The following is a 25,161-nucleotide window of genomic DNA, read 5'->3' as shown; positions in this document are numbered from 1 at the left end:
TCTTTATTTAATAATCGATGAGTTTGTTTTGGATTCTTCAGTTTTAATGTAGTCCAATTCTGTTTGTGCTTCTGAGATAACATCTGGAAAATCAGTGAAATTTTGGATTACATTTTCTAAAATATATGTGGCCTGATAACTGTCCTTCAGTCCGTAAAAGTTTTTCGCCATCAAGATTAATCCTTTGGCTCCAAAATATTTATAGCTCGAATAATTCTTTGCCAATTTTTGAACTGCAGTATTAGAAGCTTCAAACTTTTCGTCTTTATTTTTAAAATAGGCATCATAATACAAAGCTTCGGCTGCCAATTCTCCTTTGGCAATCGTCATAACTTTTGCGTAAGCAACTCGCGCTTTGTTTTCATCCCCCGTTTGCATTGCCGCACGTGCTATTATAATTTGCGCGTCACTTTTTACATTATCATCCGTTTTTGGATTCATCAAAACTTTCTCCGCATAAATTACCGAATTTGGATAATCTTTTTTATCATAGTATAATTTCATCAGATTGGACTGTGCAAATGTTTTATTCTGGGAAATATCAGCTTCATCTTCTAAACGAGATAATACCGGAATTGCTTTGTTGTAGTCTTTGTTTTTAAGAAAAATTTGCGCCAATCTCGACAAAGATTGTTCTGTAAATTCACTTCTGGGTTGATCAACCACATATTCATAATTTGGAATCGATTTACTTTCAGATCCTTCAGAAAAATAGGATTGCGCAAGGTAAAAATTAGCATGTAAAGCATGAATTCCTCTTGGAAAACTAGAAATATAACCACTAAATCCTGCAATAGCCTGCTTGGTGTTATTTTGTTGAAATTGTTTTTCAGCAGCTTCATATGTATCATTATCAAGTTCTGCATCTGTAACGGCAACAAAATCTAAAGTACGCACCCAATTAGCATATTCATCTACTCTTCCATTGTCTACATAAATCAATCGCGCGGTGGCAACGGCTTCTAATGCTTCCGGAGTTCTAGGGAAATCTGCGGCTACTTTTTTAAATTTCAATAATGCCTGATCATCTTTATCTGAATTATAATAAATTAATCCCTGACGCAAAATAGATTTTGAAGTAAAAGAACTCTTTTTAAATTCGAGATTCAATCGATCGTACGTTTTTATCGCAAGGTCATTTTTATTCTCAGCTACGTAAGTATTTCCAAGTTCAAAAAGCGCATCATCACGATAGGCTGACTTTGGATACAATTGTAAGAAAGCATTTAGCTCATCAATTTTCTTATCATTTTTAGAAATAAAACCATAGGAAATTGCTTTTTGGAAATACGCATAATCCGCATCAACACTTTTAGATTCTATCACTTTAGAATATGCGTCCATTGCCGGTCCGTATTTTGAAGTTACAAAACGACAATCCGCTAAACGCAAATACGAATCATTCAAACGTACTTTGTCATCCTTCACTTTTTCTATTTGGCTTTGGAAATAATTCCCAGCCTGATCGTACTCTTTCAATTTGAAATACGTATAGGCAATATTATAATTGTGGTTTTTATATTCTGGTGTTGTTGTGGCTTGAGCCAAACCTGCAAATTGTTTAAAACTCAACAGCGCCTCTTTAAAATCATTTAAAACATATTCGGTTTCTCCTTTCCAGAAAGTGGCTCGTGCAGTAAAAACAGCATCTTTTTGTTCGTTTATAGATTTGGTGAACATTTTCAAAGCTTCCGGATAATTTCCATCCGTATACAATTCCAACCCTCTGTAAAATGTTACTTTTTGATACGCTAATTTATTTTCGGGAGTTTTATTTTTTTCCAATAAAGCAAACGCTTCCTTGTAGTTTTTAGACGAAATATATGAATCAATCAACAATCTTTCAATCTCTGAACGGTTTGCGTTATCAGGATATTTTTTCAAAAAAGCCTGTAAAACTGCCGGTACACTTTGATAAGAATTCCCTAATTCGTAACTCAATTTCGCATAATTCAAACTCGCGTCTTCCTGAATTGCGGCGTCAAACTCCATTTCAGAAGCATTTTTAAAAGCATTCAAAGCTTGTTGTTTTTTATCAGTATTCAGGTAACTTTCTCCCAAATGATAATAGGCATTTTGCGCCACGAAATCTTTTCCGCCTATAATTTTATTAAACTGAGAAATTGCGTTTTCATAGTCTTTTTGTTTGTAATAAGCATAACCCAATTGGTAAAAATCAGTGTTATTCCATCTTCCTTTTTTCCCTTTATAAGCAACTAAATACGGAATTGCTTTATCATATTTGTTTAAATTAAAATAGCTTTCACCAATGATTTTATTCAATTCTGATTTTTCTAAAACAGTGGATTTAGCCATCGCTTTTTCGCCCAAATCAATTGCTTTTTGGAAATTTCCCAATTTGAAATTCATGTCGGCTTGATAATACGAAAGCTTTTCTTTGTACTTTTCTTCACCTGAAACTTCGTCAAAATATTTTGTGGCTCGCTTATAATCATCTCCTTCGTATGCCATGAATCCCAAATAATACTTGGCTTGTGAACCATATTCCGCTGAATTCACCACTTTATTCAAATAGACCGCGGCTTCTTTTTTCTTTTTGGCATTAAAAAAACTATACCCTTTCTGGAAATTGAATTTATCCTGGTCCTTTCTGCTTAAACTGCTTTCGTCTACTTTATCAAACCATTGCAACGCTTGCGGATAATTCCCCTGATTAAAATGATAATGCGCTACTTCAATATAAGCTTGGTTTTGTTTTACACTCGTAGGATAATCCGAAACAAAACGTTCCATCAATTCATCAGCGTTAGATTGATTGGTTCGAATAGCACAATTAGCGGCATAATACGCACAATCCGATTTTAGTTCTTCAGTAGTCGCCGTCTCTTTTACTTTATTAAAAATAATTTGTGCTGATGCATATTGTGCATCTTTAAACAACGAAACTGCTTTATTAAAATCTTTTGAATCGTGAGTGTAAATGGTAGACTTTTGTGCCGAAATGGTAGCAGTTATAATAAAAAAGAAAAAGAAGTAGCCCCAGGAAATTTTACGCATTGCAATTTTATTTTAAGAATTCAAATGTATCATATTCTGAACTCTATAACGAATCGCAATTCGTTTTTATTATGAACATTTTTTTAAACACTGTAAAATTTAACTTTCATTGCAATACATTCATACAATATTTATCGTCGTAAACTATATGACTTACGTATATTATTTGTAATTACCCGAATTCTATTTAATTGAATAGAATTTATTTTGAATAGAACCGTTATCTTATTACTTTTACCCCATAAACAAATGCAAATTATGTCACAATCCGTACTGTCTTTAAAAAACGTTACCATTTATCAAGAAGAAAAAACTATTTTATCTGAGGTAAACTTGGATGTAAAACATGGTGAATTCCTTTACATCATTGGAAAAACAGGCTCCGGAAAAAGTAGTTTAATGAAAACCTTATATGGCGATTTACCTTTGACAGAAGGTGAAGGAAACATTGTAGATTTTGATTTAGCCACTTTAAAAGAAGATGACATTCCGTTTTTGAGAAGAAAGATTGGAATTGTTTTTCAGGATTTCAAATTACTTCCAGATCGTACTGTAAATAACAATATGTTGTTTGTACTTAAAGCAACAGGATGGACAGACAATGTAGAAATGCAAACAAAAATCGATGAAGTTTTAAATAAAGTCGGCATGAAAGAATTTGGCAATAAAATGCCACATCAACTTTCTGGTGGTGAACAGCAACGTGTGGCGATAGCCAGAGCTTTGCTTAACGATCCAGAACTAATTCTTGCTGATGAACCTACCGGAAACCTTGATCCACAAACGAGTGCCGAAGTATTGGAAGTATTAAAAAAAATTAATGCCAACGGAAAAACAATCATTATGGCAACGCACGATTACGCATTATTGATGAAATTCCCTTCAAAAACATTGAAATGTGAAGATGCCAAAATTTTTGAAGTAGTTCAAAGAACTGCATAATGATTTCCATTCTTGTTCCAATATACAATTGCAACGTTTATCCTCTTGTTTTAGAGTTGCACAAACAATGTTCGGATTGCGGAATAAATTTTGAGATTTTATGCCAGGATGACGCTTCACAATCGAGTTTGAATATATTCAATAAAAATGTAAATGCGTTATCGGATTGCAGTTTTGTTTCATTAAAAGAAAACATCGCCCATCGCGAAAACAGAAATTCCCTTGCCGAACAAGCAAAATATCAATATTTACTTTTTATTGATGGCGACTCCATTATTATTGACAACAATTATATAAAAAAACACATCGACAATCTTCCTGATTTTGATGTTATTTATGGAGGCCGGTTGCATCCCGAAAATTGCCCATCCGACAATCAAAAACTACGTTGGAAATACGGAAGATTCATTGAAGATAAAACTTCTGAAAACAGAAGAAAAAAGCCCTATAAATCATTACTATTCAATAATACCGTAATTAAAAAAGACTGTTTCAACAAAGTAAAATTTGATAAAAACATAAAAAAATACGGTCATGATGACACCCAACTTTCGTATCAATTAAATTTATTACAAGTCAAAATAAATCATATAGAAAACCCAGTTGAACACGGAGATATTGACACTAATTTAGATTATTTAAACAAAACAAAAGAGTCGCTAGAAAATTTGATTTCGTTATACCAAGAAGAGAAAATTGATGTTGAATTTGTACGATTGATTCAACTGTATTATTTAAAAAAAAAAACAAAATCAGCTTTTATTATTTCGAAATTATATGCTGTTTTTGAAAAATCATTATTAAAAAATTTGACAGGAAACAATCCTAATTTATTAGCTTTTAATATGTTTAGAGTCGGGTATTTGTGTACGATAAATTAGAAAATCTAACTCTTTTTGATTCCAATAAATAGTTGATTCCAGGTTTGCATAATTTCGTCAATATTGTATTTTTCACTAGACAACTTTGCCTTTTTTCCCATTTCTTTTCTTAATGTCGCATTTTCGATTAAAGTCTCAACTGCTTTGATATATTCCGTTTCGTTTCTATTTTCAATTAAAAAACTGTCTTCGTTTTGAGACAAAACGCCTCTTGGTCCACACGGACAATCGTAAGCAACACAAGGTAATCCCGAAGCCATCGCCTCAATTAAGACCATTCCAAAACCTTCAAATCGAGATGTCATCAGATAAAAAGAAGCTTCTAAATATTTTTCGTCAATATTTTGGATCGGTTCGTGAAAAACAACATTATTCGAAACATTTAGGTTTTCAGCCAACAATCTTAAATCAATATTTTCATTTGATTTTCCGTAAATTTCCAATATCCAATCCGGATGTTTGGCAACTACTTTTTTCCAGATTTGCAACATTCTGTCAAATCCTTTTTCATACGTATGCCGTCCAACAGCAATTACTTTTTTACTTTCTAAATCACTGGATTTTTCTGAAGCAAACCATAAGGGATTCGGAATTACAATTGTATTATTTATGTTCCATTCTGAAATGCTTCCGCTCGTTTCAACGACAAATCGATCGTATTTCTTTATTCCTATTCTTTTAAAAAGATGAATACAATTAGACGCTACTTTCGTCAAAATATTTTTTTCTGATTCTCTTTCCTCGATAAATTTAGAACTGTGTATTTCTAAAATAAGAGGGGTTTTATTTTTTAAAATAAAAGGAATAGAATATGCCTTTAAACCATTATCACAAACAATAATAACATCCGGTTGTATTGTTTTAATTTTACTTTTTAAGGCTTTTGCAAAAGAATTAAAAAACTGAAAGACATTGCCTTTCAAGATCATATCGTGAAAAATAATATTGGAATTAAAAGAATAAAACAAAGGGGAAAAACCTTCATTTTGAGTCAAAATATGGACTTCATATCCTAATTTTTCAACTAGTGTTATGTTAATTATGAAATGACGGATAAAGCCTTTTGAGTTTTACCCTTGCATCTTTAGTTGTAAACTGCCAATTTATTTTACTTGTTCTGTTATTCCGATGGTCTTGCCATGCATCAACTTCTTCTTTTATTTTGGCCATATTATCAATATGCCGATTTAGACATTGTCCGTTTAATACATGCAATTCAATTTCCGCCATATTTAGCCAGCTTCCGTGTTTAGGTGTGAAAACAAATTCGAACCTATCCCACAATCGTTTTGCTTGCGAAGGCTCAAAAGCTTCGTAAAAAGCGGATGGAGAATGAGTTTTAAAATTATCCATCACCAAAATGATTTTTTCAGCCTTTGGATACATTTCATCTGCTATTCGTTTCACAAATAAAGCCCAATCCTTCTTTGTTTTTGTTTCGGTTACTTCGGCTAATCTTTTGCCATTTAACGGCTCGTTTGCCATGAAAATATTCACCACTCCATGTCGGATATACTCATAATCAACTCTTAAATCTTGTCCCGGTTTGGCCGGAATGCTCGGTTTACCTTCCCCTATTAGTTGTTTTGGAGATTCATCCATACAAACAACAGGAAATCGCTCATCATAGGGTCTTTTGTAAACGTCCAATACATTTTCCATGTTGGCAACGAACTCGCTATTTTGATGTGGTGGGATGACCCAACCTTTTACTTTCCAAGGCTTAAGTTCATTTTTTTTAAAACATTGCCAACGGTGACATAGGAAATGCTTTCTATGTAATTCAATTCCACCATTTTGTCTGCCAAAAGTCTCAAAGACCATTTCGCAAATCCCTTTGGAGGCTCGCTACAACACAAAGAAATTAATTTTGCCTCAATATCTCCGTCAACTTTAGGGGTATAGACCCTACTTGTGGGTCTTCTCTCTAAAACATTTTCGAAGCCTAATTCGATAAATTTCTTTTTAACCCTATCGATGGTTCTCATTCCGATTTTCAATATTTTGCTTATTTCCTCATTGGTAACCTTGTCTGAAAACTCTCCCTCGTCACAATTTAGAAGAATATAAGCAGTTCTAAATGTCTGTGAGGAATGTGAACCTTTACTTATTATTGCATGTAATTCCTCAACCTCTGTTTTTGTTAGTTTAATTGTATATTTTATCATTTCCTTTTTTTTCAAAGGTAATGATTATTTATTATTAATACGTCATATTAAACTTAACTTAACACTAGTTGTAAATCAAGCCCTTCAATTTTTCTAAAATGCTTTAATTTACTTTTTGAAATCGCTAAAGGCATCACTAGATTAATAGCTAAATTCATTTCTTTTTTGTCCAAAAAAGCTCCTTTTTTAAGCACGAAAAAATCCATTTCAGCGTTGCCTTTTGAAGAATAGAATAAAGGAATTGGTTTAAAATAAAATGATTTTATCAAATTTTCTTTAAAAAAATTTAAAAGAGAGTCTAAAATCCCTTCTACTCTTTCTCCATTAATTTTATGGGAATAAACCAACCCTCCATAGGTCAATCCTTGATGTGAATAAATTGCATCTCCAACCCTATTTGCCGGTAAAACTGCAACCAACTTTTCAGTCTCAAAAATCATCAACGAGAAATCCTCAAATCGATCCTTGTGATATTCCATAAAATCACGATGGAATAAGAAAGTAGCATTTTTGGCCTGACCAATAAAGGCATTCCAATTCGTATAATCACTTTTCTGATATTGCTTGACAAAGTACTTATTCACTATTCGATTTTAAACTTTGTGAAAGTAATCAATTTTTATTTATGTTCTAAAGTGGGCAAATACCATTTGAATTTCACGGCCATCAAGCGAACCGAAATGATAACCAGTGAAGTTGTTAAGTATAAAACATCGTTCTCCAAATTCAATTTTCGAAGTAGAAAAAAAACAATTCCGCCCAAAATGCATATTGTGGCGTAAATTTCTCTTCTGAAAATAACAGGTATTTCGGTACATAAAATATCGCGGATAACGCCTCCAAAACAGGCCGTCATTGTTCCTAATGCAATACAAATAACAGGATGAAGTCCAATATTTATTCCTTTTTCAAGACCAATTAAAGTAAAAACACCCAATCCAATGGTGTCAAATAAAAACAAAGAAGTTCGTAATCGGTCGAATTTTTTTCTAAAAATAATGGCCAGGACAAAGCCAATAATGATTACATAAACGTACTTCAAGTCCAGCATCCATCCCACGGGCGTTCTGCCAATCATGATATCCCGCAACGTTCCTCCACCAACAGCCGTAACAAAAGCAATGATAAAAACACCAAAAGGATCCAGTTTTTTACTCATGGCGGTCAATGCGCCTGACATGGCAAAAGCCATCGTACCGATGATGTCTAATAAATGAAACATTCGAATTGGGATTTTTGAATTTCGGATTTTGACAAAAATAAAGAAAATACTCGTGAAACCGACCTGAAACACCTATAATTAATCGACGTATTCCCGACAAATAAATATTCGAATCGAATAAGAAAAACTGAATTTTCTCTATGTATCTTTGTAACTATTAATTAAATAGTTGAAAGTCTTGAAACAAATCACTTCGATACAAAATCCATACATAAAATCTTTAGTGCAATTGCAGGAAAAAGCGAAAGCACGTAAACAATCCGGAACATTTTTAATTGAGGGAAAACGTGAAATTTCAATTGCCATTAAAGGCGGTTATGAACTGGAAACGCTATTGTTTTTACCTGAAATTTGTTCCGAAGCCGAAGCCAGACAATTATCTAAAAATGCTGAACTGATAGAAATCAACAAGGAAGTGTATCAAAAACTGGCGTATCGGGATACTACTGAAGGTGTTTTGGCTGTAGCCAAAACCAAATCGTTACAATTATCCGATTTGGAATTATCTGAAAACCCATTGATTCTTGTTGCCGAAACGCCCGAAAAACCAGGCAATATTGGGGCTTTATTACGAACTGCCGATGCTGCTAATCTGGACGCCGTAATTATTGCCAATCCAAAAAGCGATTTATACAATCCAAATATTGTGCGTTCCAGCGTGGGTTGTTTGTTTACCAACCAAATTGCTACCGGAACAACATCGGAAATTATTGCTTTTTTGAAAGAAAGAAAAATCAATTTTTATTGTGCGACTTTGCAAAACTCCACTTTCTATCATACGCAAGATTACACGACACCAACTGCTTTGGTCGTGGGAACTGAAGCCACTGGATTGACTGAAGAATGGAGAAAAGAAGCAACCCAAAATATTATTATTCCAATGCAAGGCGAAATCGATTCTATGAATGTTTCGGTTGCTGCAGCGATTTTGATTTTTGAAGCCAAAAGACAAAGAGGGTTTTAGATTTAAGATTTTAAATTGCAGAAAATAAAAAAATAAATTAACCTGAAAATGAGTCCAATACCTGAATCAACCGATTTCAGTTATGATTTTCAGGATTTGGATTTCAAAAGAGTCCAATACAAATCTTAATGATTTTATTTCGGGTTTTAGCCTCAGAAACCTTTTTTACTTGCATATCTCCTAACTAATTTCTATTTTTAGGAATTGAACCATGCCGTTATGATTGAAATAGATATAGAAAAAGAAAACAAAGCAATTGCTCAAGAATACAAAGAGCTACTCCGTATAAGCTATCAAACTCTAAGTGATGAAGATAAAAAACTAATCCGTAAAGCTTTTGATGTTGCCGTAGATGCTCATAAAGATCAACGAAGAAAATCAGGCGAAGCCTATATTTTCCATCCCATTGCTGTCGCAAAAATTGTTGCTTCCGAAATCGGTTTGGGAGCCACATCCATTGCTGCTGCACTATTGCACGATGTCGTTGAAGACACGCTCATGACAGTGCAAGATATTGAACGATTATTCAATCCTAAAGTAGCACAACTTGTTGAAGGATTGACAAAAATCTCAATGGTGCAAAAGGATTTAAATGCCTCAATACAAGCGGAAAACTTCCGTAAAATGATATTAACCCTCAATGATGATGTACGTGTAATTCTTATAAAATTAGCCGATCGTTTGCATAATATGCAAACGATGGATTCGATGCAAGAAGACAAACAAACCAAAATTGCATCTGAAACTTTATACATATATGCACCACTTGCTCATCGATTGGGTTTATACAACATTAAAACAAAACTCGAAGATTTAGGATTAAAATATACAGAACCTGCTATTTACAATGAAATTGTAAGCAAAATAAAAGAGACTAAAGAAGAACAGGATGCCTACATAAAAGACATTTCAGATGTGCTAAAAACAGCATTGGATGCTGAAGGAATCGATTATATCATAAAAGGCCGTCCAAAATCTATCTATTCCATTCGTAGAAAAATGAAAGCGCAAAACGTAGGCTTCGATGAAGTTTATGATAAGTTTGCACTTCGCATCGTATACAAATCAACTCCACACGAAGAAAAATTCCTTGCTTGGAAAATCTATTCCATAGTAACCGATTATTACAGACCGAGTCCAAGTCGTTTACGGGATTGGATTTCTTCGCCTAAATCCACTGGTTATGAAGCCCTGCACATTACCGTTATGGGACCAAAAGGCCGCTGGGTAGAAGTTCAGGTACGAAGCGAACGTATGGATGAAATTGCAGAAAAAGGATACGCTGCACATTACAAATATAAAAATGGAGCTACTGAGGAAAGTGAACTGGATGTGTGGCTGAATTTACTAAAAGAAGCCTTAGAAAGTTCAGAAACCAACGCGGTAGATTTTGTGGAAGATTTCAAAATGAATTTATATTCAAAAGAAATCTTTGTCTTTACTCCAAAAGGGGAAATAAAATCATTACCTAAAGGAGCAACTTCACTAGATTTTGCTTTCAGCATTCACTCCGAAATAGGAATTCGCACCAGAGGAACGCGTGTCAATGGGAAATTAGTTCCTTTGAACTTCGAATTAAAAAGCGGGGATCAAATTGAAGTTATCACCTCACAACATCAAAAACCGACTTCTAACTGGCTCGATTATGTAACGACTTCGAGAGCAAAAACGAAAATTAAAAACGTTTTAAACGAAAACACCAAGAAAATTGGCGAAGAAGGAAAAGAACTACTTACCCGAAAGTTAAAACATTTAAAAATAACTTTAAACGAATCAGTTGTTAATGAATTGGTTAACTTTTTCAAATTAAAAACGAGTTTAGATTTATTTTACAGAGTGGGAATTGGCGCCATAGAAAATCAGCAACTCAAAGATTATGCTGCTCAAAAAAGTAACACTTTTATTAATTTTTTCAAAAATAAAATAAAACGTTCCGCAAGTAGTACAGCCGATGAAGATATTCATAAACCAATAATAAGCAGTAACTATGATTTACTTGTTTTTGGAAAGGAACATGACAAACTGGATTACAAATTATCCCCTTGCTGTAATCCGATTCCTGGAGATGATGTATTTGGATTTGTAACCATCAACGAAGGGATAAAAGTGCATAAAAAAGATTGTCCAAATGCCATTGGAATGCAATCCAACTATGCTTACAGAATAATGACTGCCAAATGGATTGACTCTTCACAAGAAGAATTCAAAGCCATAATAAACATAACTGGAATGGATGTTTTAGGGCTTACGAACCAGTTAACAAAAGTGATTTCAAACAATATGCATGTTAATATTCAGAGCATTTCGTTGAGTACAGATGCAGGAATATTTCATGGTCAAGTGACGGTAATTGTTCAAAATAATACAATTTTGAAAAAAATGATCAATAATATTAAAAAAATTGACGGAATCGATAAGGTCACAAGAGTTTATAAAACTTAGAAAAGTTTCGAGTTTTTTTGTTTCAGGCTTCAGATTACTCGCTTGAGACTAAAAAAACTTAAAACTAAACAAACCTGAAACTTTAAACTTTAAACTAAAAAATTTATCTTTGCCAGCATATGACACTCATTTCCACAGATAACACCAAAAACCAAGAAATTGTAAAAAATGTATTTACAATGTATCTTGAAAAAAAAGGACATCGCAAAACTCCTGAGCGTTATGCTATCCTTCAGGAAATATACGATAGTGAAGAACATTTTGATGTAGAAAATCTTTATATCAAAATGAAAAATAAAAACTATCGTGTCAGTAGAGCAACGCTTTACAATACTATTGAATTGCTATTGGACTGCGCTTTAGTCCGTAAACACCAATTTGGACAAAATCAGGCACATTACGAAAAATCATACTTTGACAAACAGCACGATCATATTATCATGACCGATACTGGCGAAGTAATCGAGTTTTGTGATCCTAGAATTCAAAGTATCAAAAAAACAATCGAAGAAATATTCGATATAGAAATCACAAACCATTCCTTATATCTATATGGAATAAAAAAGCAAAAATAATACGGACAGCTTATTAGTTGTCCTTTGAATAATATAACTAACTACAAATAACAGATAGAATGACCGTAGATTTATTACTAGGATTACAATGGGGAGATGAAGGAAAAGGAAAAATTGTTGATGTTCTTACTTCAAATTATGATATTATTGCTCGTTTTCAAGGAGGCCCAAATGCAGGACATACTTTGGAATTTGATGGAATAAAACATGTTCTTAGAACTATTCCTTCAGGTATTTTTCATAAAACTGCCGTAAATATCATTGGAAACGGAGTAGTAATCGATCCTGTTGTTTTTCAAAAAGAAATCGAAGGTCTTGAAAAATTTAATTTAGACATCAAAAGCAAATTAATCATTTCAAGAAAAGCGCATTTAATTTTACCTACGCACCGTTTGTTAGACGCAGCTTCAGAAGCTTCTAAAGGCAAAGCTAAAATAGGTTCTACATTAAAAGGTATTGGTCCAACTTATATGGACAAAACAGGAAGAAATGGTCTTCGTGTGGGTGATATCGAATTGGAAGATTTTGCAGATCGTTACAGAGCTTTGGCTGACAAGCACGAAGCCATGATTAAATTCTACGATGTTGCTATCCAATATAACTTAGAAGAATTAGAAAAAGAATTTTTTGAAGCTATCGAAGAATTAAAAAAATTAGATTTTATTGATAGTGAAGAATATTTACACCAAGCACAAAAAGCTGGAAAATCAATATTATGTGAAGGAGCTCAAGGTTCATTATTGGATGTTGATTTTGGAACGTATCCATTTGTAACTTCGTCCAATACAACTGCCGCTGGTGCTTGTACTGGTTTAGGAATTGCTCCAAATAAAATAAAAGAAGTGTACGGAATTTTCAAAGCTTACGTAACTCGCGTAGGAAGTGGTCCATTCCCAACTGAACTTTTTGACGAAGATGGTGCAACTATGGCTCGTGTAGGAAATGAATTTGGATCTGTTACAGGAAGACAAAGACGTTGTGGCTGGTTAGACTTAGTAGCACTTAAATATGCTGTTCAAGTAAATGGCGTAACACAATTAATGATGATGAAAGGCGATGTCCTTTCAGGATTTGAAACTTTAAAAGTGTGTACAGAATACAACTATAAAGGAAAAAACATCTCTCACTTCCCTTATAACATCGAACCGGAAAATGTAACTCCAGTGTATCAGGATTTCAAAGGATGGCATCAAGATTTAACCGGTATGACTACTTATGATGAATTACCAAGCGAATTGAAAGAATACATTGAATTCATAGAAAAAGAAGTGGAAGTTCCTATCAAAATAGTTTCTGTAGGACCAGACAGAAAGCAAACTATTCTAAAATAAGATTACTAAACGCTCTGAAAATTCAGAGCGTTTTTTTTAGTTCATAAACCAATCCCAACGAATGAAAAACCCAGCTATTAAAATACAAAAAACCGAATTACTTTCTGATAATTGGTACATCTTAAACAAAGTAACTTTTGATTATCAAAAAAAAGACGACTCCTGGATTACCCAAAAAAGGGAAGTTTATGATCGAGGAAATGGTGCTGCCATTTTACTTTACAACGCACAACAAAAAACAGTTATTCTAACGCGTCAGTTTCGCTTGCCAACTTACCTTAACGGAAATGAAACTGGAATGATGATTGAAGTTTGTGCAGGACTTTTAGACGAAGACCATCCCGAACAATGCATCATTCGAGAAACCGAAGAAGAAACAGGATACCGCATTACTAAAGTTGATAAAGTAATGGAAACGTATATGTCTCCCGGAGCAGTAACCGAAATCCTATACCTGTTTGTTGGAGAATATGACGAATCCATGAAAGTCAGTGACGGTGGTGGAGTCGAACACGAAGAGGAAAATATAGATGTCATCGAAATGTCCTATGACGAAGCCTACGCAATGATTGAATCTGGGGAAATAAAAGATGCCAAGACCATTATGTTGTTACAGTACGCCAAAATAAAAAATCTCGTTTAATTAACGATGAACAATCAAACTAAAGGGGTATTTTTTGCCTTATTAGCCACTTTACTTTGGTCAGTAAATATGGTAATTGCCAGCGGTATTAAAGGGCACATTCCTCCAATTGGATTGGCTTTTTGGCGCTGGACAATTGCTTGTATCGTTTTGGCTCCATTAGCAATTAAAAGTACTATTGAAAGTTTTACCATTATAAAGAAACACATTCGTTATCTTATGCTTACGGCGGTATTAGGCATCACTATTTTTAACACGTTAATCTATTTTGCAGGAAAAACAACAAGTGCAGTCAATTTATCTTTAATAGCCATTTCGATTCCGCTATTTATTGTCGTCCTCTCCAGAATTGCTTTTAAAGAAAAAGTGTCCACTATAAAAATAATTGGAATTGTAACCATAATTACAGGAGTTTTGGTTCTTATTACCAAAGGTTCCCTACAAGCATTGCTGCATATTAACTTTACAATTGGAGATGTATTGATGCTCGTGTCTTGTTTCTTTTTTGCCTGTTACACCATATTAGTCCGACAAAAACCAGATGGGTTAACCCCAAAAGTATTTTTATTTAGTGTTTTTGTAATCGGTACTATTATGCTGTTTCCTTTTTATATTTGGGAACATATTCTCTATAAAAAGGTGATTTTTGATTCTAAAACAGTACTGATTACCACGTATGTTGGCATCTTTGCTTCCCTAGTTTCTTTCTATTTATGGAATGAAGCGATTCGGTTGATAGGGACCTCGAAAACAGCATTGATTTATTATTTAATTCCTGTATTCAGTGGAATTTTAGCTTATTTTTTTCTGGGCCAGGCTATTGTAATAACGCAGATTATAAGCATGGGAATCATTATTAGCGGTTTATTGATAACCAATCGGAAGTAACTGTTTCATGGCTCAATAGAAATAAAAAAAGTGCAATGAAAATATTCTCATTGCACTTTTTTTATGCTCAAATTAGTATTCCAGAAAAATAATTACCTATTAGGCTGCGGAGTCATTCTTAAATACGGTTTTACTCTTTCATATCCTTTTGGGAATTTTTCGGCAATATCTTCATCTTTAACAGCTGTTGAAATAACCACTTTTTCTCCATCTTTCCAATTTGCAGGGGTTGCAACGCTATAATGTGCTGTCAGCTGTAAACTATCAATTACACGAAGTAATTCATCAAAATTTCTTCCGGTTGATGCAGGATAAGTGAGCGTTAATTTTATTTTTTTGTCAGGTCCAATTATAAAAACGGAACGAACCGTAAAGTTCTCATTGGCATTGGGATGAATCATATCATACAATTTTGCTACATGCTTATCTTCATCAGCAATAATTGGAAAGTTAACTGTGGTGTTTTGAGTTTCGTTTATGTCTTTAATCCATTCCATATGAGAATCTAATCCGTCAACGCTCAACGCGATCACTTTTACATTTCTCTTTTCAAATTCAGGATAATAATTAGCGACAGTCCCTAATTCAGTGGTACAAACAGGTGTAAAATCAGCAGGGTGCGAAAATAACACGCCCCAAGAATCACCTAGCCATTCATGAAATTTTATTTTTCCTTGAGTAGTTTCTGCCTCAAAATCTGGAGCTATATCTCCTAATCGTAATGTTGCCATGAGTTTTTGTTTTTATCTTTTAAAATTAAATAAAAAAACAATAGCACCTACAATGAAAATTATAAATAAAGTATAAATTAACTTAAGCAACTTTCTTTTTCATATTGGGCAAGAAATAAGTAAAAACGCCAATCAGCGGCAGAAAAGAACTTAATTTATAAACGTATTCAATACTGGTTTGATCTGCAACATAACCAAGAATTGCAGAACCTAAACCTCCCATTCCAAAGGCAAAACCGAAAAAAAGTCCGGAAATCATTCCAACTTTTCCTGGCATTAATTCTTGTGCAAAAACTAAAATTGCTGAAAACGCTGAAGCGATAACGATTCCGATGATAACCGATAATACTCCTGTCCAAAATAAATCAGCATAAGGCAATAATAAAGTGAATGGCGCAGCTCCAAGTATCGAAATCCAAATGATATACTTTCTGCCAAAACGATCTCCCAAAGGCCCACCAATCAATGTTCCTGCAGCTACCGAAGCTAAAAACAGAAACAAATGAAACTGCGATTCTTGTATCGTAAGCCCAAATTTATGCATGAGATAAAAAGTAAAATAACTTGACATACTCGCCATATAGAAAAACTTGGAAAATATCAACAACAATAAAACCGCTAATGCAATATTAATTTTTCTTTTGGATAAGGGGACAGCAAATTCTTCAGCAACTATTTTTTTTGCAGCTCGAAGATTCAAATGATTTTGATACCACAGCGCAATTTGGGACAAAATAATGATTCCTAAAATACCCACTATTACAAACCATATTATATTCGATTGTCCAAAAGGAGCAACAACCAGTGCTACTAATAAAGGACCAATTGCACTTCCTGAATTCCCACCCAATTGAAAAATAGATTGTGCCAAACCTCGCTTTCCTCCTGATCCTAAATAAGCAACACGAGACGCTTCCGGATGAAATATGGAAGAACCAATTCCTACAAATGCAACTGACACCAACAACATCCAAAAAGAAGTTGAAATCGATAAAAATCCCAATCCAGTAATAGTAAATAACATCGCAATTACTAAAGAATACGGTTTTGGATATTTATCCGTATAAAAACCTATAAAAGGTTGTAAAATAGAAGCTGTAAGTTGGAAAACGAATGTTATTAATCCAATTTGAGTGAAACTAAGATTAAAATTTTCTTTTAATATTGGATAGGTCGAAGGGATAACCGACTGCATTAAATCATTTAACAAATGTGCAAAAGCTATTGAAAATAAGACAGAATAAACTGTTTTTTGAACAATTGGAGCGTTGATGGTTTGTGATACTGTTGCTGAGGAAATATTCATATTCTAATAATAAAAGGTGCTGAAAATTAAATAAACTGTGCCACGAAATACCAAAACACCAATGTTACGAAAGATAATGGTATGCCAAAACCAATCATCATGCTACTCAATCTGGGTTTTAAACCATGAGAAGTGGCTAGAATACTTGCTGTAATCATTGGAGCCATAGCAGCTTCCATTATGGATACTTGAATCGTTTTTGAATTTTGTTCTAAAATTACAACATACAATAAATATATTAGAGCCGGAGTCAACATTAATTTATACAAAAGTCCCAATCCTAAAAATTTCCAATGTTGGCTTTTCCTATCAAATCGTAATTGCAATCCAACGGAAAGCATTGCCAAGGGAGTCATTAAACTTCCAGTTTTTTGTAAAACAAATTGAATATATTCGTGGAAATCAAAATTGAAGACATTCATTAAACAAGCCAACAGAAAAGTAATAAATGGAGGGAAGAACACTATTTTTTTTGCAATATGAAATCCACTTGGACTTCCAGAAGAATACAAAGTTGCCACAAGAATTCCTAAGGTTGAAAGCACTACAAAAGTACCCGGCTGATCTACCAGAATTGCGGTCTTTAAACCTTCTTCGCCATATAAAGCTTGGATAATTGGAAACCCTAAAAATGAAGTATTGCCTAAACCGGCAGTTATAATTAAACAACCCGTAAGTTTTTTTGACCAACCCAATTTATTTCCTAAAAAGCTAAAAAACAAATACGAAACTATAAAACCAATCCATGTTACGCCGATTGGATACAACAGCTTATTATTCCATTCAATTTTTGGAATATAATATAAGGCTAAGGCGGGAAGACAAAAATAAATAACCACATTATTTAACACCTTGTAAGTATTGGACGGAAAACGTTTCACCTTTTGCAATACGATTCCAAGAAATAAACAAACGAAGATTAAAATAATGTTATTCATAGTGTAGAATTGAATGCAAAAATACCACTTAAATTTATTTAGAAAAGAGTGAAATCATCATTTTGATTTTTCCATTATGTTAAAAAAATAAAAAACTTGGTAATTCCATTTTTAATTGTAAATTTGTAATATATTTTATTACAGTATGATTTCAGGTAAATTTGCAATAACAATTCACATCCTTACTTTACTCTCTAAATTTCCAGACGAATATTTATCTTCTGAATTTATAGCGGGAAGCATGAATTTACATCCTGTTTTGGTAAGAAAGGAAATAGCAAACTTGAAGAAAAACAATATTGTAGAAAGTAAAGAAGGCAAAAATGGCGGAACAAGATTGTTGAAATCCGCCTCAAATATTTCATTGGATGCCATTTTTAAAATGACTTTTGACACGGTTACTTTAGGTTTTTCTAAAAACGAACCCAATCCAGATTGCCCTGTTGGAAAACAAATCAATAAAAACTTAGAAAACTTATATGAAAACATCAACGAAAAAATCAGTTTGCAATTAAGTGGTATTTCCTTGGAAGATTTTTCTAATAAATTTTAAAACTATTTTTTTGAATTAAACTGTAACATTTTTTATTACTTTTAAATACATACAATTATGAAAATCGCAATTATCGGAGCCACAGGATTTGTAGGTTCAACCATTTTAAATGAATTAGTAAATCGTAATCACGAGGTTACTGCCATAGCAAGAAATCCTAAAAATGATGAAAACGCAACTGTCAAACGGGAGAAAGCAGACATAAATAACGTTGAAAAACTATCTAAAATTATTGCAGGAAATGATGTGGTAATAAGTGCTTTCAATGCTGGATGGACCAATCCAAATTTATACACTGATTTTCTTGAAGGTTCAAAAGCGATTCAAGAAGCGGTTAAAAAATCAGGAGTCAAACGATTTATTACCATTGGCGGTGGAGGAAGTTTGTTTGTTGCTCCAAATCTACAAGCAGTAGACACACCCGATTTTCCAAAAGAATATTATGCAGGAGCAACAGCAGCAAGGGATTATTTAAACATCATTAAAGAAGAAAAAGATTTAGACTGGGCATTTTTTAGTCCGGCTTTTGAAATGCACCAAGGAATTACTACAGGAAGAACCGGGAAATATCGTTTGGGATTAGACAATCCTGTTTTTGATGAAAATCAAAGAAGTATTTTATCTGTAGAAGATTTAGCAGTTGTTATTGCTGATGAAGTTGAAAATCCAAAACATCATCAAGTACGTTTTACAGCAGCATACTAATTCGCATCCTAATTCTAAATAAAACAGTTTCATAAGGCAATCGCTTTTTGAAACTGTTTTTGTTTTCACTACTTTTACTTTTCAAAAAAATAGTTTTGTCGAATAAAAAAAATCACCCTAGCGCCTTACACGAAAAACCTGGAATTTCTCCCCCTGAAATTATCAGTCCAATTGCTGTTGAGAACATCAAAAAAATTAGAAAAGTTCAGCCTTCTTCTCAAGAATTGGTCGGTGGAATTTTAGCAGGAAACATAACAGCGTTGAGTCGAGCGATTACACTGGTTGAAAGCACAAATAGCAATCATTTGGCGAAAGCCAATGAAGTAATAAATGCTTGTTTACCTCATGCCAATAAATCCGTAAGAATAGGAGTTACAGGAGTTCCAGGTGTTGGAAAAAGTACTTTTATTGAAGCTTTTGGAAAATATTTGACCAGTTTAGGCAAGAAAGTGGCTGTTTTGGCTGTTGATCCCAGCAGCACCATATCGCATGGAAGTATTTTGGGTGACAAAACCCGAATGGAAGAATTGGTCAAAGATGAAAATGCTTTTATTCGTCCTTCGGCATCAGGAGAAACATTGGGTGGTGTTGCCCGAAAAACCCGAGAAACGATTACCCTTTGTGAAGCAGCAGGTTTTGACACGATTATTATAGAAACCGTTGGTGTTGGACAAAGCGAAACTGCGGTCCACAGCATGGTTGACTTTTTTTTATTATTAAAAATCTCTGGTGCTGGTGATGAATTGCAAGGCATCAAACGCGGCATTATGGAAATGGCGGACGCCATTGTCATCAATAAAGCAGATGGTGACAATATTAGAAAAGCCAATTTAGCAAAACTAGAATTCAACAGAGCACTGCATCTTTTTCCCGCAAAAAAATCAGGTTGGATTCCCACAACTGCCACTTGCAGCGCGATTACTCATGAAGGAATAAGTGATGTTTGGAAAACTATTGAGCAATTTCTTGAGCTGACAAAAGAGAACAATTATTTCTTTGAAAAACGAAAAGAACAAAACCAATATTGGATGTTAGAGACCATCAACGAGCAGTTGAAATTGAATTTTTACAATCATCCCCAAATTCACCAATTATTGGATTCAACTAAAAAAGCGGTGCAAAATGATGAAACTTCACCCTTTGCAGCCGCTAAATTATTATTGGAAAAGTATTTTAAATTTTAGTCACGAATAGCTCAAATTTTAGAAATATTATTTTTTAACGAATGTTACCCACGGAATTTTTAGCCGTATCATGTTTCGTTTTTAAAACCCCATTTTCTATAGTAAAACCAACGCGAACCTGAGTTTTTAAGGTGTCTTTTAATCCAGAAGTCGCTTTTTCAACTATAACAAATGATAATTCAAATTCACCATCTTGCAATTCCAACATCGAATCACTACTACCCTTATCTTCCATTTTCCAAACCAGTTTACCGGTTCTTGCATAGGAGGCTGCAGCTGCACCACCCCCGACCCCTCCTGCTAAATTACCCACACTCGAAACTACAGCCGAAATAATAGCACCACCAGGCAAAGCCCCACCCAATAACGAAGCACCTTGTGATAGCGCACTACCAGCAGCATGTAACCCTTGATTTACTTTTTCACCAAAAGCGAGACTCTCATTTCTCGACAATTCAACAATGCTACTATTGGCTGTATTAATTTTGTATCCTGTAGCAGAAGGAAATAAAACGACACAACCTCCCTCAATTAATGCAACATTTATTTTACCAGCATTTACTTTTTCGCCAAATGTTGCGCCTTGTGTTTGTTTTGGGACGGTAACATTCATCGAAATCCTATTTGGCATCCCCCCATTTATGTTGTTTATATTGCTTTTACCATTTACTATCGTTCCTCCTTTTACCTGAGCAAAACTATTTTGCGTCAACAAAAGCAGAACGATAAGAACTTTTGAAATTGTTTTTGTATGTATCATCGTAATTTAATTTTAATGGTTTATAGTAGTATATCAATAAAGATCCATTTTTGTTACCCAGAGTTTTATTTTTTTATCCAAAAAAAATAAAACGAAACTATCTCAAAATTAAAACATTAAAGTTAAACTAATAATCTGAGTTCGATTATTAAAGTATTGATTTTTATTACCGTTTATAATCCTGCAAGGTTTCCAAAACCTTGTAGGTATCATTTTTTAGATTTACATACCTACAAGGTCAAAAAAAGACCTTGCAGGAAAACCAGTTAACCGCAAATTAATGATATACAATTTATTAGTAGTAAAATAATAATCGAATTCAGGTTAATATTATTTATAACTAGAATCATCAAAAACAAAATTAAACGAAAATAAAAAAACGGTGCAAATGATGAAATTTCATCCTTTGCAACCGCCCCCACTATTATTGAAAACATATTTAAAAACAAACTTACTCTTTTTCGTAACGTTCCATTTCCCTATCGTAAAATTCATTCGCTAGAACAATCAATCCTTCCATTTCAGCATTCAATTCGCCTTCATCAAGATCTTCCGCTTCTTCCATGAACTCAACTTCGTCATCTTTCAGATTGATTATAAATCGAGGATAATCAAGGTGTATGATGAAAATATCTTCCGGAAAATCAGTATTGTCGCCTAGTAAAAATTTTGGTAATTCCATTTTTTTATGTTTAATCGGTTAATCGTTGTTTTTGTTTATCCGATTAAACAAATAACCGAATAAACTTTTTTAAAATCTATTTATCAGAAAGTATAACTGGTGTATTTCCTCTACCATTCATAAAAATGATTTTAGTATTAGGAGAAGCAGCTAGTTCTTTTTGTGCTTTTATTTGTTCGTATTGCAATTGTTTATCTGATAAGCCAGTTGAAATAATTCTTTGATAATCCGCAATACCTTGCGCTTCCACTCTTTTTCGTTCTGCTTCCTGTTTTTCTTTTTGAAGTACAAAAGTCATTTTTTGTGCATCTTGTTCGGCATTTATTTTACTTTCAATAGTTGTTTTTACAGAAGTAGGAAGATTGATATTTCTAATTAATAATTGCTCTAAAACTAATCCTCTAGTTTTAAAATCGGCCTCAATAGTTTTGAAAATTCGTTGTTGAAATTCATTCCTTTTGGTAGAATATAAGGCTACTGCATCATAATAAACCGCGTTATCACGAATACGGGTTCTTGTTACGGGACGAACAATTTTATCCGAATAATTTACCCCAATTTGTTTGAAAATTTTCGGCGCTGATTCTGGTGAAACACGGAACAAAACTGTCAAATCAATCACCACTTCCAGACCGTCATTTGACAAAACACGAATCGCATCATCACCTTCTTGAACACCTTCTCCGTGGACTGCTGACATGGTGTAGTTTTGGGTTTGAATATCAAATTCAGTAACATCCAATAATGGATTTATTAAATGTAAACCACTTTCCAGAACATCGGGCTGTACACTTCCGTACAGCGATTTAACTCCCACTTTACCAGCATCAATTTGTTTAAACATTGAAGAAAAAAGTCCCAAAGCGATTAGTAAAACTCCAATAATTTTAAGAGTATTCGCAAATTTAGAAAACGGATTTACATTGCTTTTTAATGTAAAACTTAAAATTAATAAAATTATTCCAAGAATAATAAATAGTATCATTTTTTTGTTTGATTGGTTTGTACGCTTATTATACGAGTAAAGAAATTAGAAATTACATAAGAACAATATTAGTTTTTATGATTCTTTAAAACCAATTTTCTTGTTAATCCCGCAAAGCGAATATACAAAAATAAAGCGGCTGCTGTTAATCCTGCTAAAAGTCCTATCCAAATCCCCACCGCTTTCAGTTCCGTGTATTTTCCTAAATAATACGAAATTGGAAAACCTATAATCCAATACGCCACAAACGTTATATACATTGGTATTTTTACATCTTGCAAACCACGTAATGCACCCAGAACAACGACTTGGATACCATCGGAAATTTGGAAAATAGCTGCTATCAAAAGTAATTTTGAAGTTATGATGATAATTTCTTTGTTGTCTGCCATTTGAGCTGAATCGGACATATTTAGGAACAAATGCGGTAAAAAATTATGGAATACCACAAAAATTATTGCAAAAAAGGTTTCCAGAATAATGGCTAATAGAAAAATAGATCTCGCTACTATAATCAAATTTTTATAATCATACATTCCTTTGGTATGACTTACTCTGATCATTGCCGTAACGCTCAAACCCATAGCTACCATAAAGGTAGATGATGCCAGAATAAGTGCAATTTGATTGGCTGCCTGACTGTTTTTTCCTAAAGAACCTGAAAGCCAAATCGCAGCTGTAAACAAGGTTACTTCAAACAACATTTGCATCGCCGAAGGCAAACCAAGATTGATGATTTTTTTTAAAACTGATTTTCGTATTTCTTTAAAACTAAAATTCTTAAAATATTTTTCCAACACTGCATTTCTTTTCATAAGATAATGCATAAAAACTACCATCATTATCCTTGACAGTACTGTTCCTAATGCTGCACCTAGAATCCCTAATTTGGGGAAAATCCAAATTCCGTAAATCAGTACATAATTAAAAAATACGTGCACCACATTTGCCATAAAAATAGCGTACATCGAATATTTTGTTTTGGCTAAGCCATCAGCAAATTGTTTGTACCCCTGATACATAATCACTGGAATTAAAGAAAACGCAACCCAATCAATATAAGGAGCAGCGAGATCAGCCACTGCTTTGGGTTGGTGCATTAAGTACATGATTTGTTTGGATAACACTGTCAAAATGAATAGTGCAACTCCTAGAACCGTACACAAAAGCAATCCATGATGAAAAGTAGAACGAATTTTTTTATCATCGTTTTCGGCATCAGCCTCAGCAGTCAACGGAGTGATTGCAGTAGAAAATCCTATTCCTAAAGATAAAGCTATGAATATAAAGCTGTTACCCAGAGAAACGGCCGCCAACTCCGTAGAACCCAATTTCCCAACCATAAAATTATCGACTATTCCTATCAAAGTATGACCGAGCATTCCTAAAATAACAGGATATGCTAATTTAATATTATAAGAAAACTCTTTGGTATATTGAGATAAATTCACTTTTGTTTTTTTGTAGGCAAAGATAATTAGAAGCTTTCAATTCTATCGATACTATTGCATATATAACACCCCTTTTTTATTGGTTTTTTGAACAAAAAAAGGAATTCTATAACAAAACCAAATAATTCTGTAACATTTCGAGCAATTGCGGGCTATACATTTGTAACGTTGTTTTGTGCCAATTAAAAAATCAGAATGACGACAAAAATTATTTAAAAAAAAACAATTATGGAAATCGCAGGAAAAATTAAAACAGTATTTGTATTAGCAATCTCAATGATGTTTGCTAGCAACGTAGAAGCACAAGAAACAACAGAAGTTGAAAATTACGATCAAGGATTCCGTTTAGGATTTGGTGTAAATGCAGGATATTCAGTTAATGATCCATACAAATTGGCACTAGGAGCTGATGCAAGAGTTCAATACGATTTGTCAAAAAGATACTCTTTAACTTTGACAACTGGTTATAGTAACTTATTTGTAAGTAAAGCAGACGGTAATGATTTAGGATTTATTCCAGCTAAAGCAGGTTTTAAAGCTTTCGTATGGAATGACCAATTTTATGTAATGGGAGAAGCTGGTGCTGCTTTTGCAGTAACTAATGATTACAACAAAACGTCTTTATTATTAGCACCTAGTGTTGGTTACGCTTCAAAATACATTGACGTATCATTGCATTATGAGCACTATTCTGACTTTGTAAAATTGAACAATAATGGTTCTATAGGAAAAGGTGTTGGACAAGTAGGAGTTCGTGTAGCTTATGGTTTCAAACTATAAAACATATAATTT

The 25,161-nt window shown here is 33.6% G+C and carries 24 protein-coding genes; 12 read left to right on the top strand and 12 right to left on the bottom strand.

What is annotated here, in order from left to right:
* Positions 1-3: 3 nt before the first annotated feature.
* A complete protein-coding gene (locus ACNO7W_RS04360) occupies positions 4-3,018 on the bottom strand; it encodes a tetratricopeptide repeat protein (protein WP_417937160.1) in 3,015 nt (1,004 codons plus the stop codon).
* Between the two features lie 258 nt (positions 3,019-3,276).
* Between ACNO7W_RS04360 and ACNO7W_RS04355 the strand changes: the two genes are divergently transcribed.
* Together ACNO7W_RS04355 and ACNO7W_RS04350 are read left to right on the top strand one after the other, a co-directional pair.
* Positions 3,277-3,960 (top strand): cell division ATP-binding protein FtsE, encoded by a 684-nt coding sequence (locus ACNO7W_RS04355; protein ID WP_143387748.1) that lies wholly within the window; start codon positions 3,277-3,279, stop codon positions 3,958-3,960.
* Positions 3,960-4,841, top strand: a complete 882-nt coding sequence (locus ACNO7W_RS04350; protein WP_417937159.1) for a glycosyltransferase family 2 protein — start codon at positions 3,960-3,962, stop codon at positions 4,839-4,841. The genes ACNO7W_RS04355 and ACNO7W_RS04350 overlap by 1 nt, the downstream gene beginning before the upstream one ends.
* 5 nt (positions 4,842-4,846) lie before the next feature.
* On the opposite strand, the gene ACNO7W_RS04345 is transcribed toward ACNO7W_RS04350, so the two are convergent.
* The 4 genes from ACNO7W_RS04345 to ACNO7W_RS04330 form a co-directional block, all read right to left on the bottom strand.
* The gene (locus ACNO7W_RS04345) at positions 4,847-5,770 is read right to left on the bottom strand and encodes a glycosyltransferase (protein ID WP_417937158.1); all 924 of its coding nucleotides are present in this window, start codon (positions 5,768-5,770) and stop codon (positions 4,847-4,849) included.
* Between the two features lie 106 nt (positions 5,771-5,876).
* Positions 5,877-7,009, bottom strand: a protein-coding gene (locus tag ACNO7W_RS04340; RefSeq protein ID WP_417937157.1) for an IS630 family transposase whose coding sequence is annotated in 2 segments (ribosomal slippage) — positions 5,877-6,592 and positions 6,592-7,009 — 1,134 coding nt in all. Because the reading frame shifts where the segments join, the coding sequence is not laid out codon by codon here.
* Between the two features lie 53 nt (positions 7,010-7,062).
* Positions 7,063-7,593, bottom strand: a complete 531-nt coding sequence (locus tag ACNO7W_RS04335; RefSeq protein ID WP_417937156.1) for a hypothetical protein — start codon at positions 7,591-7,593, stop codon at positions 7,063-7,065.
* Between the two features lie 35 nt (positions 7,594-7,628).
* Positions 7,629-8,231 carry a trimeric intracellular cation channel family protein gene (locus ACNO7W_RS04330; protein WP_143387735.1) on the bottom strand — a complete coding sequence of 201 codons (603 nt, stop codon included), beginning with the start codon at positions 8,229-8,231 and terminating at the stop codon, positions 7,629-7,631.
* Positions 8,232-8,409: 178 nt separating this feature from the next.
* On the opposite strand from ACNO7W_RS04330, the gene ACNO7W_RS04325 reads away from it, so the two are divergent.
* The 6 genes from ACNO7W_RS04325 to ACNO7W_RS04300 all read left to right on the top strand — a co-directional run bounded on the left by ACNO7W_RS04325 (position 8,410) and on the right by ACNO7W_RS04300 (position 15,074).
* Positions 8,410-9,195, top strand: a complete 786-nt coding sequence (locus tag ACNO7W_RS04325) for a TrmH family RNA methyltransferase (RefSeq protein WP_417937155.1) — start codon at positions 8,410-8,412, stop codon at positions 9,193-9,195.
* Positions 9,196-9,414: 219 nt separating this feature from the next.
* Positions 9,415-11,637, top strand: coding sequence for a RelA/SpoT family protein (locus tag ACNO7W_RS04320; RefSeq protein WP_417937154.1), 2,223 nt, complete (start codon positions 9,415-9,417; stop codon positions 11,635-11,637).
* Between the two features lie 119 nt (positions 11,638-11,756).
* Positions 11,757-12,212, top strand: coding sequence for a Fur family transcriptional regulator (locus ACNO7W_RS04315; protein ID WP_035670620.1), 456 nt, complete (start codon positions 11,757-11,759; stop codon positions 12,210-12,212).
* Between the two features lie 59 nt (positions 12,213-12,271).
* Positions 12,272-13,543: an adenylosuccinate synthase gene (locus ACNO7W_RS04310; protein WP_143387729.1), complete on the top strand. Its 1,272-nt coding sequence runs from the start codon at positions 12,272-12,274 to the stop codon at positions 13,541-13,543.
* A gap of 61 nt (positions 13,544-13,604) precedes the next feature.
* Positions 13,605-14,186 (top strand): GDP-mannose pyrophosphatase NudK, encoded by a 582-nt coding sequence (gene nudK, locus ACNO7W_RS04305; RefSeq protein WP_143387728.1) that lies wholly within the window; start codon positions 13,605-13,607, stop codon positions 14,184-14,186.
* A 6-nt stretch (positions 14,187-14,192) separates the two neighbouring features.
* Positions 14,193-15,074, top strand: coding sequence for a DMT family transporter (locus tag ACNO7W_RS04300; protein WP_143387726.1), 882 nt, complete (start codon positions 14,193-14,195; stop codon positions 15,072-15,074).
* Between the two features lie 92 nt (positions 15,075-15,166).
* Here the strand turns inward: ACNO7W_RS04300 and ACNO7W_RS04295 are convergent, their stop codons facing one another.
* From ACNO7W_RS04295 to ACNO7W_RS04285, 3 genes are all read right to left on the bottom strand, one after another.
* Positions 15,167-15,805 carry a peroxiredoxin gene (locus ACNO7W_RS04295; RefSeq protein WP_417937153.1) on the bottom strand — a complete coding sequence of 213 codons (639 nt, stop codon included), beginning with the start codon at positions 15,803-15,805 and terminating at the stop codon, positions 15,167-15,169.
* Positions 15,806-15,887: 82 nt separating this feature from the next.
* Positions 15,888-17,111, bottom strand: a complete 1,224-nt coding sequence (locus ACNO7W_RS04290) for an MFS transporter (protein ID WP_417937152.1) — start codon at positions 17,109-17,111, stop codon at positions 15,888-15,890.
* A 26-nt stretch (positions 17,112-17,137) separates the two neighbouring features.
* Positions 17,138-18,049 carry an AEC family transporter gene (locus ACNO7W_RS04285; RefSeq protein ID WP_417937151.1) on the bottom strand — a complete coding sequence of 304 codons (912 nt, stop codon included), beginning with the start codon at positions 18,047-18,049 and terminating at the stop codon, positions 17,138-17,140.
* Positions 18,050-18,194: 145 nt separating this feature from the next.
* On the opposite strand from ACNO7W_RS04285, the gene ACNO7W_RS04280 reads away from it, so the two are divergent.
* The 3 genes from ACNO7W_RS04280 to meaB all read left to right on the top strand — a co-directional run bounded on the left by ACNO7W_RS04280 (position 18,195) and on the right by meaB (position 20,491).
* A complete protein-coding gene (locus ACNO7W_RS04280) occupies positions 18,195-18,602 on the top strand; it encodes an RrF2 family transcriptional regulator (protein WP_144064741.1) in 408 nt (135 codons plus the stop codon).
* A 57-nt stretch (positions 18,603-18,659) separates the two neighbouring features.
* Positions 18,660-19,307, top strand: coding sequence for an NAD(P)-dependent oxidoreductase (locus tag ACNO7W_RS04275; protein WP_417937150.1), 648 nt, complete (start codon positions 18,660-18,662; stop codon positions 19,305-19,307).
* A gap of 95 nt (positions 19,308-19,402) precedes the next feature.
* Positions 19,403-20,491: a methylmalonyl Co-A mutase-associated GTPase MeaB gene (gene meaB, locus ACNO7W_RS04270; RefSeq protein WP_185963440.1), complete on the top strand. Its 1,089-nt coding sequence runs from the start codon at positions 19,403-19,405 to the stop codon at positions 20,489-20,491.
* Positions 20,492-20,525: 34 nt separating this feature from the next.
* Here the strand turns inward: meaB and ACNO7W_RS04265 are convergent, their stop codons facing one another.
* The 4 genes from ACNO7W_RS04265 to ACNO7W_RS04250 form a co-directional block, all read right to left on the bottom strand.
* Complete coding sequence (locus tag ACNO7W_RS04265; protein ID WP_417937149.1) at positions 20,526-21,251, bottom strand: hypothetical protein; 726 nt, start codon at positions 21,249-21,251, stop codon at positions 20,526-20,528.
* 451 nt (positions 21,252-21,702) lie between these two features.
* Positions 21,703-21,933 carry a hypothetical protein gene (locus ACNO7W_RS04260; protein WP_039110009.1) on the bottom strand — a complete coding sequence of 77 codons (231 nt, stop codon included), beginning with the start codon at positions 21,931-21,933 and terminating at the stop codon, positions 21,703-21,705.
* A 76-nt stretch (positions 21,934-22,009) separates the two neighbouring features.
* Positions 22,010-22,918: a prohibitin family protein gene (locus ACNO7W_RS04255; protein ID WP_417937148.1), complete on the bottom strand. Its 909-nt coding sequence runs from the start codon at positions 22,916-22,918 to the stop codon at positions 22,010-22,012.
* A 68-nt stretch (positions 22,919-22,986) separates the two neighbouring features.
* The gene (locus ACNO7W_RS04250) at positions 22,987-24,369 is read right to left on the bottom strand and encodes an MATE family efflux transporter (RefSeq protein WP_417937147.1); all 1,383 of its coding nucleotides are present in this window, start codon (positions 24,367-24,369) and stop codon (positions 22,987-22,989) included.
* Positions 24,370-24,597: 228 nt separating this feature from the next.
* On the opposite strand from ACNO7W_RS04250, the gene ACNO7W_RS04245 reads away from it, so the two are divergent.
* Entirely contained in the window at positions 24,598-25,149 is a 552-nt protein-coding gene (locus ACNO7W_RS04245) for a hypothetical protein (protein WP_417937146.1), read from the top strand.
* Positions 25,150-25,161 lie beyond the last annotated feature (12 nt).

Source organism: Flavobacterium sp. ZB4R12, from assembly GCF_048276375.1.
Classification (GTDB): Bacteria; Bacteroidota; Bacteroidia; order Flavobacteriales; family Flavobacteriaceae; genus Flavobacterium; species Flavobacterium gawalongense.
Note: the sequence above shows the minus strand (reverse complement) of the source record. Positions and strands in the feature narration are given on the sequence as shown.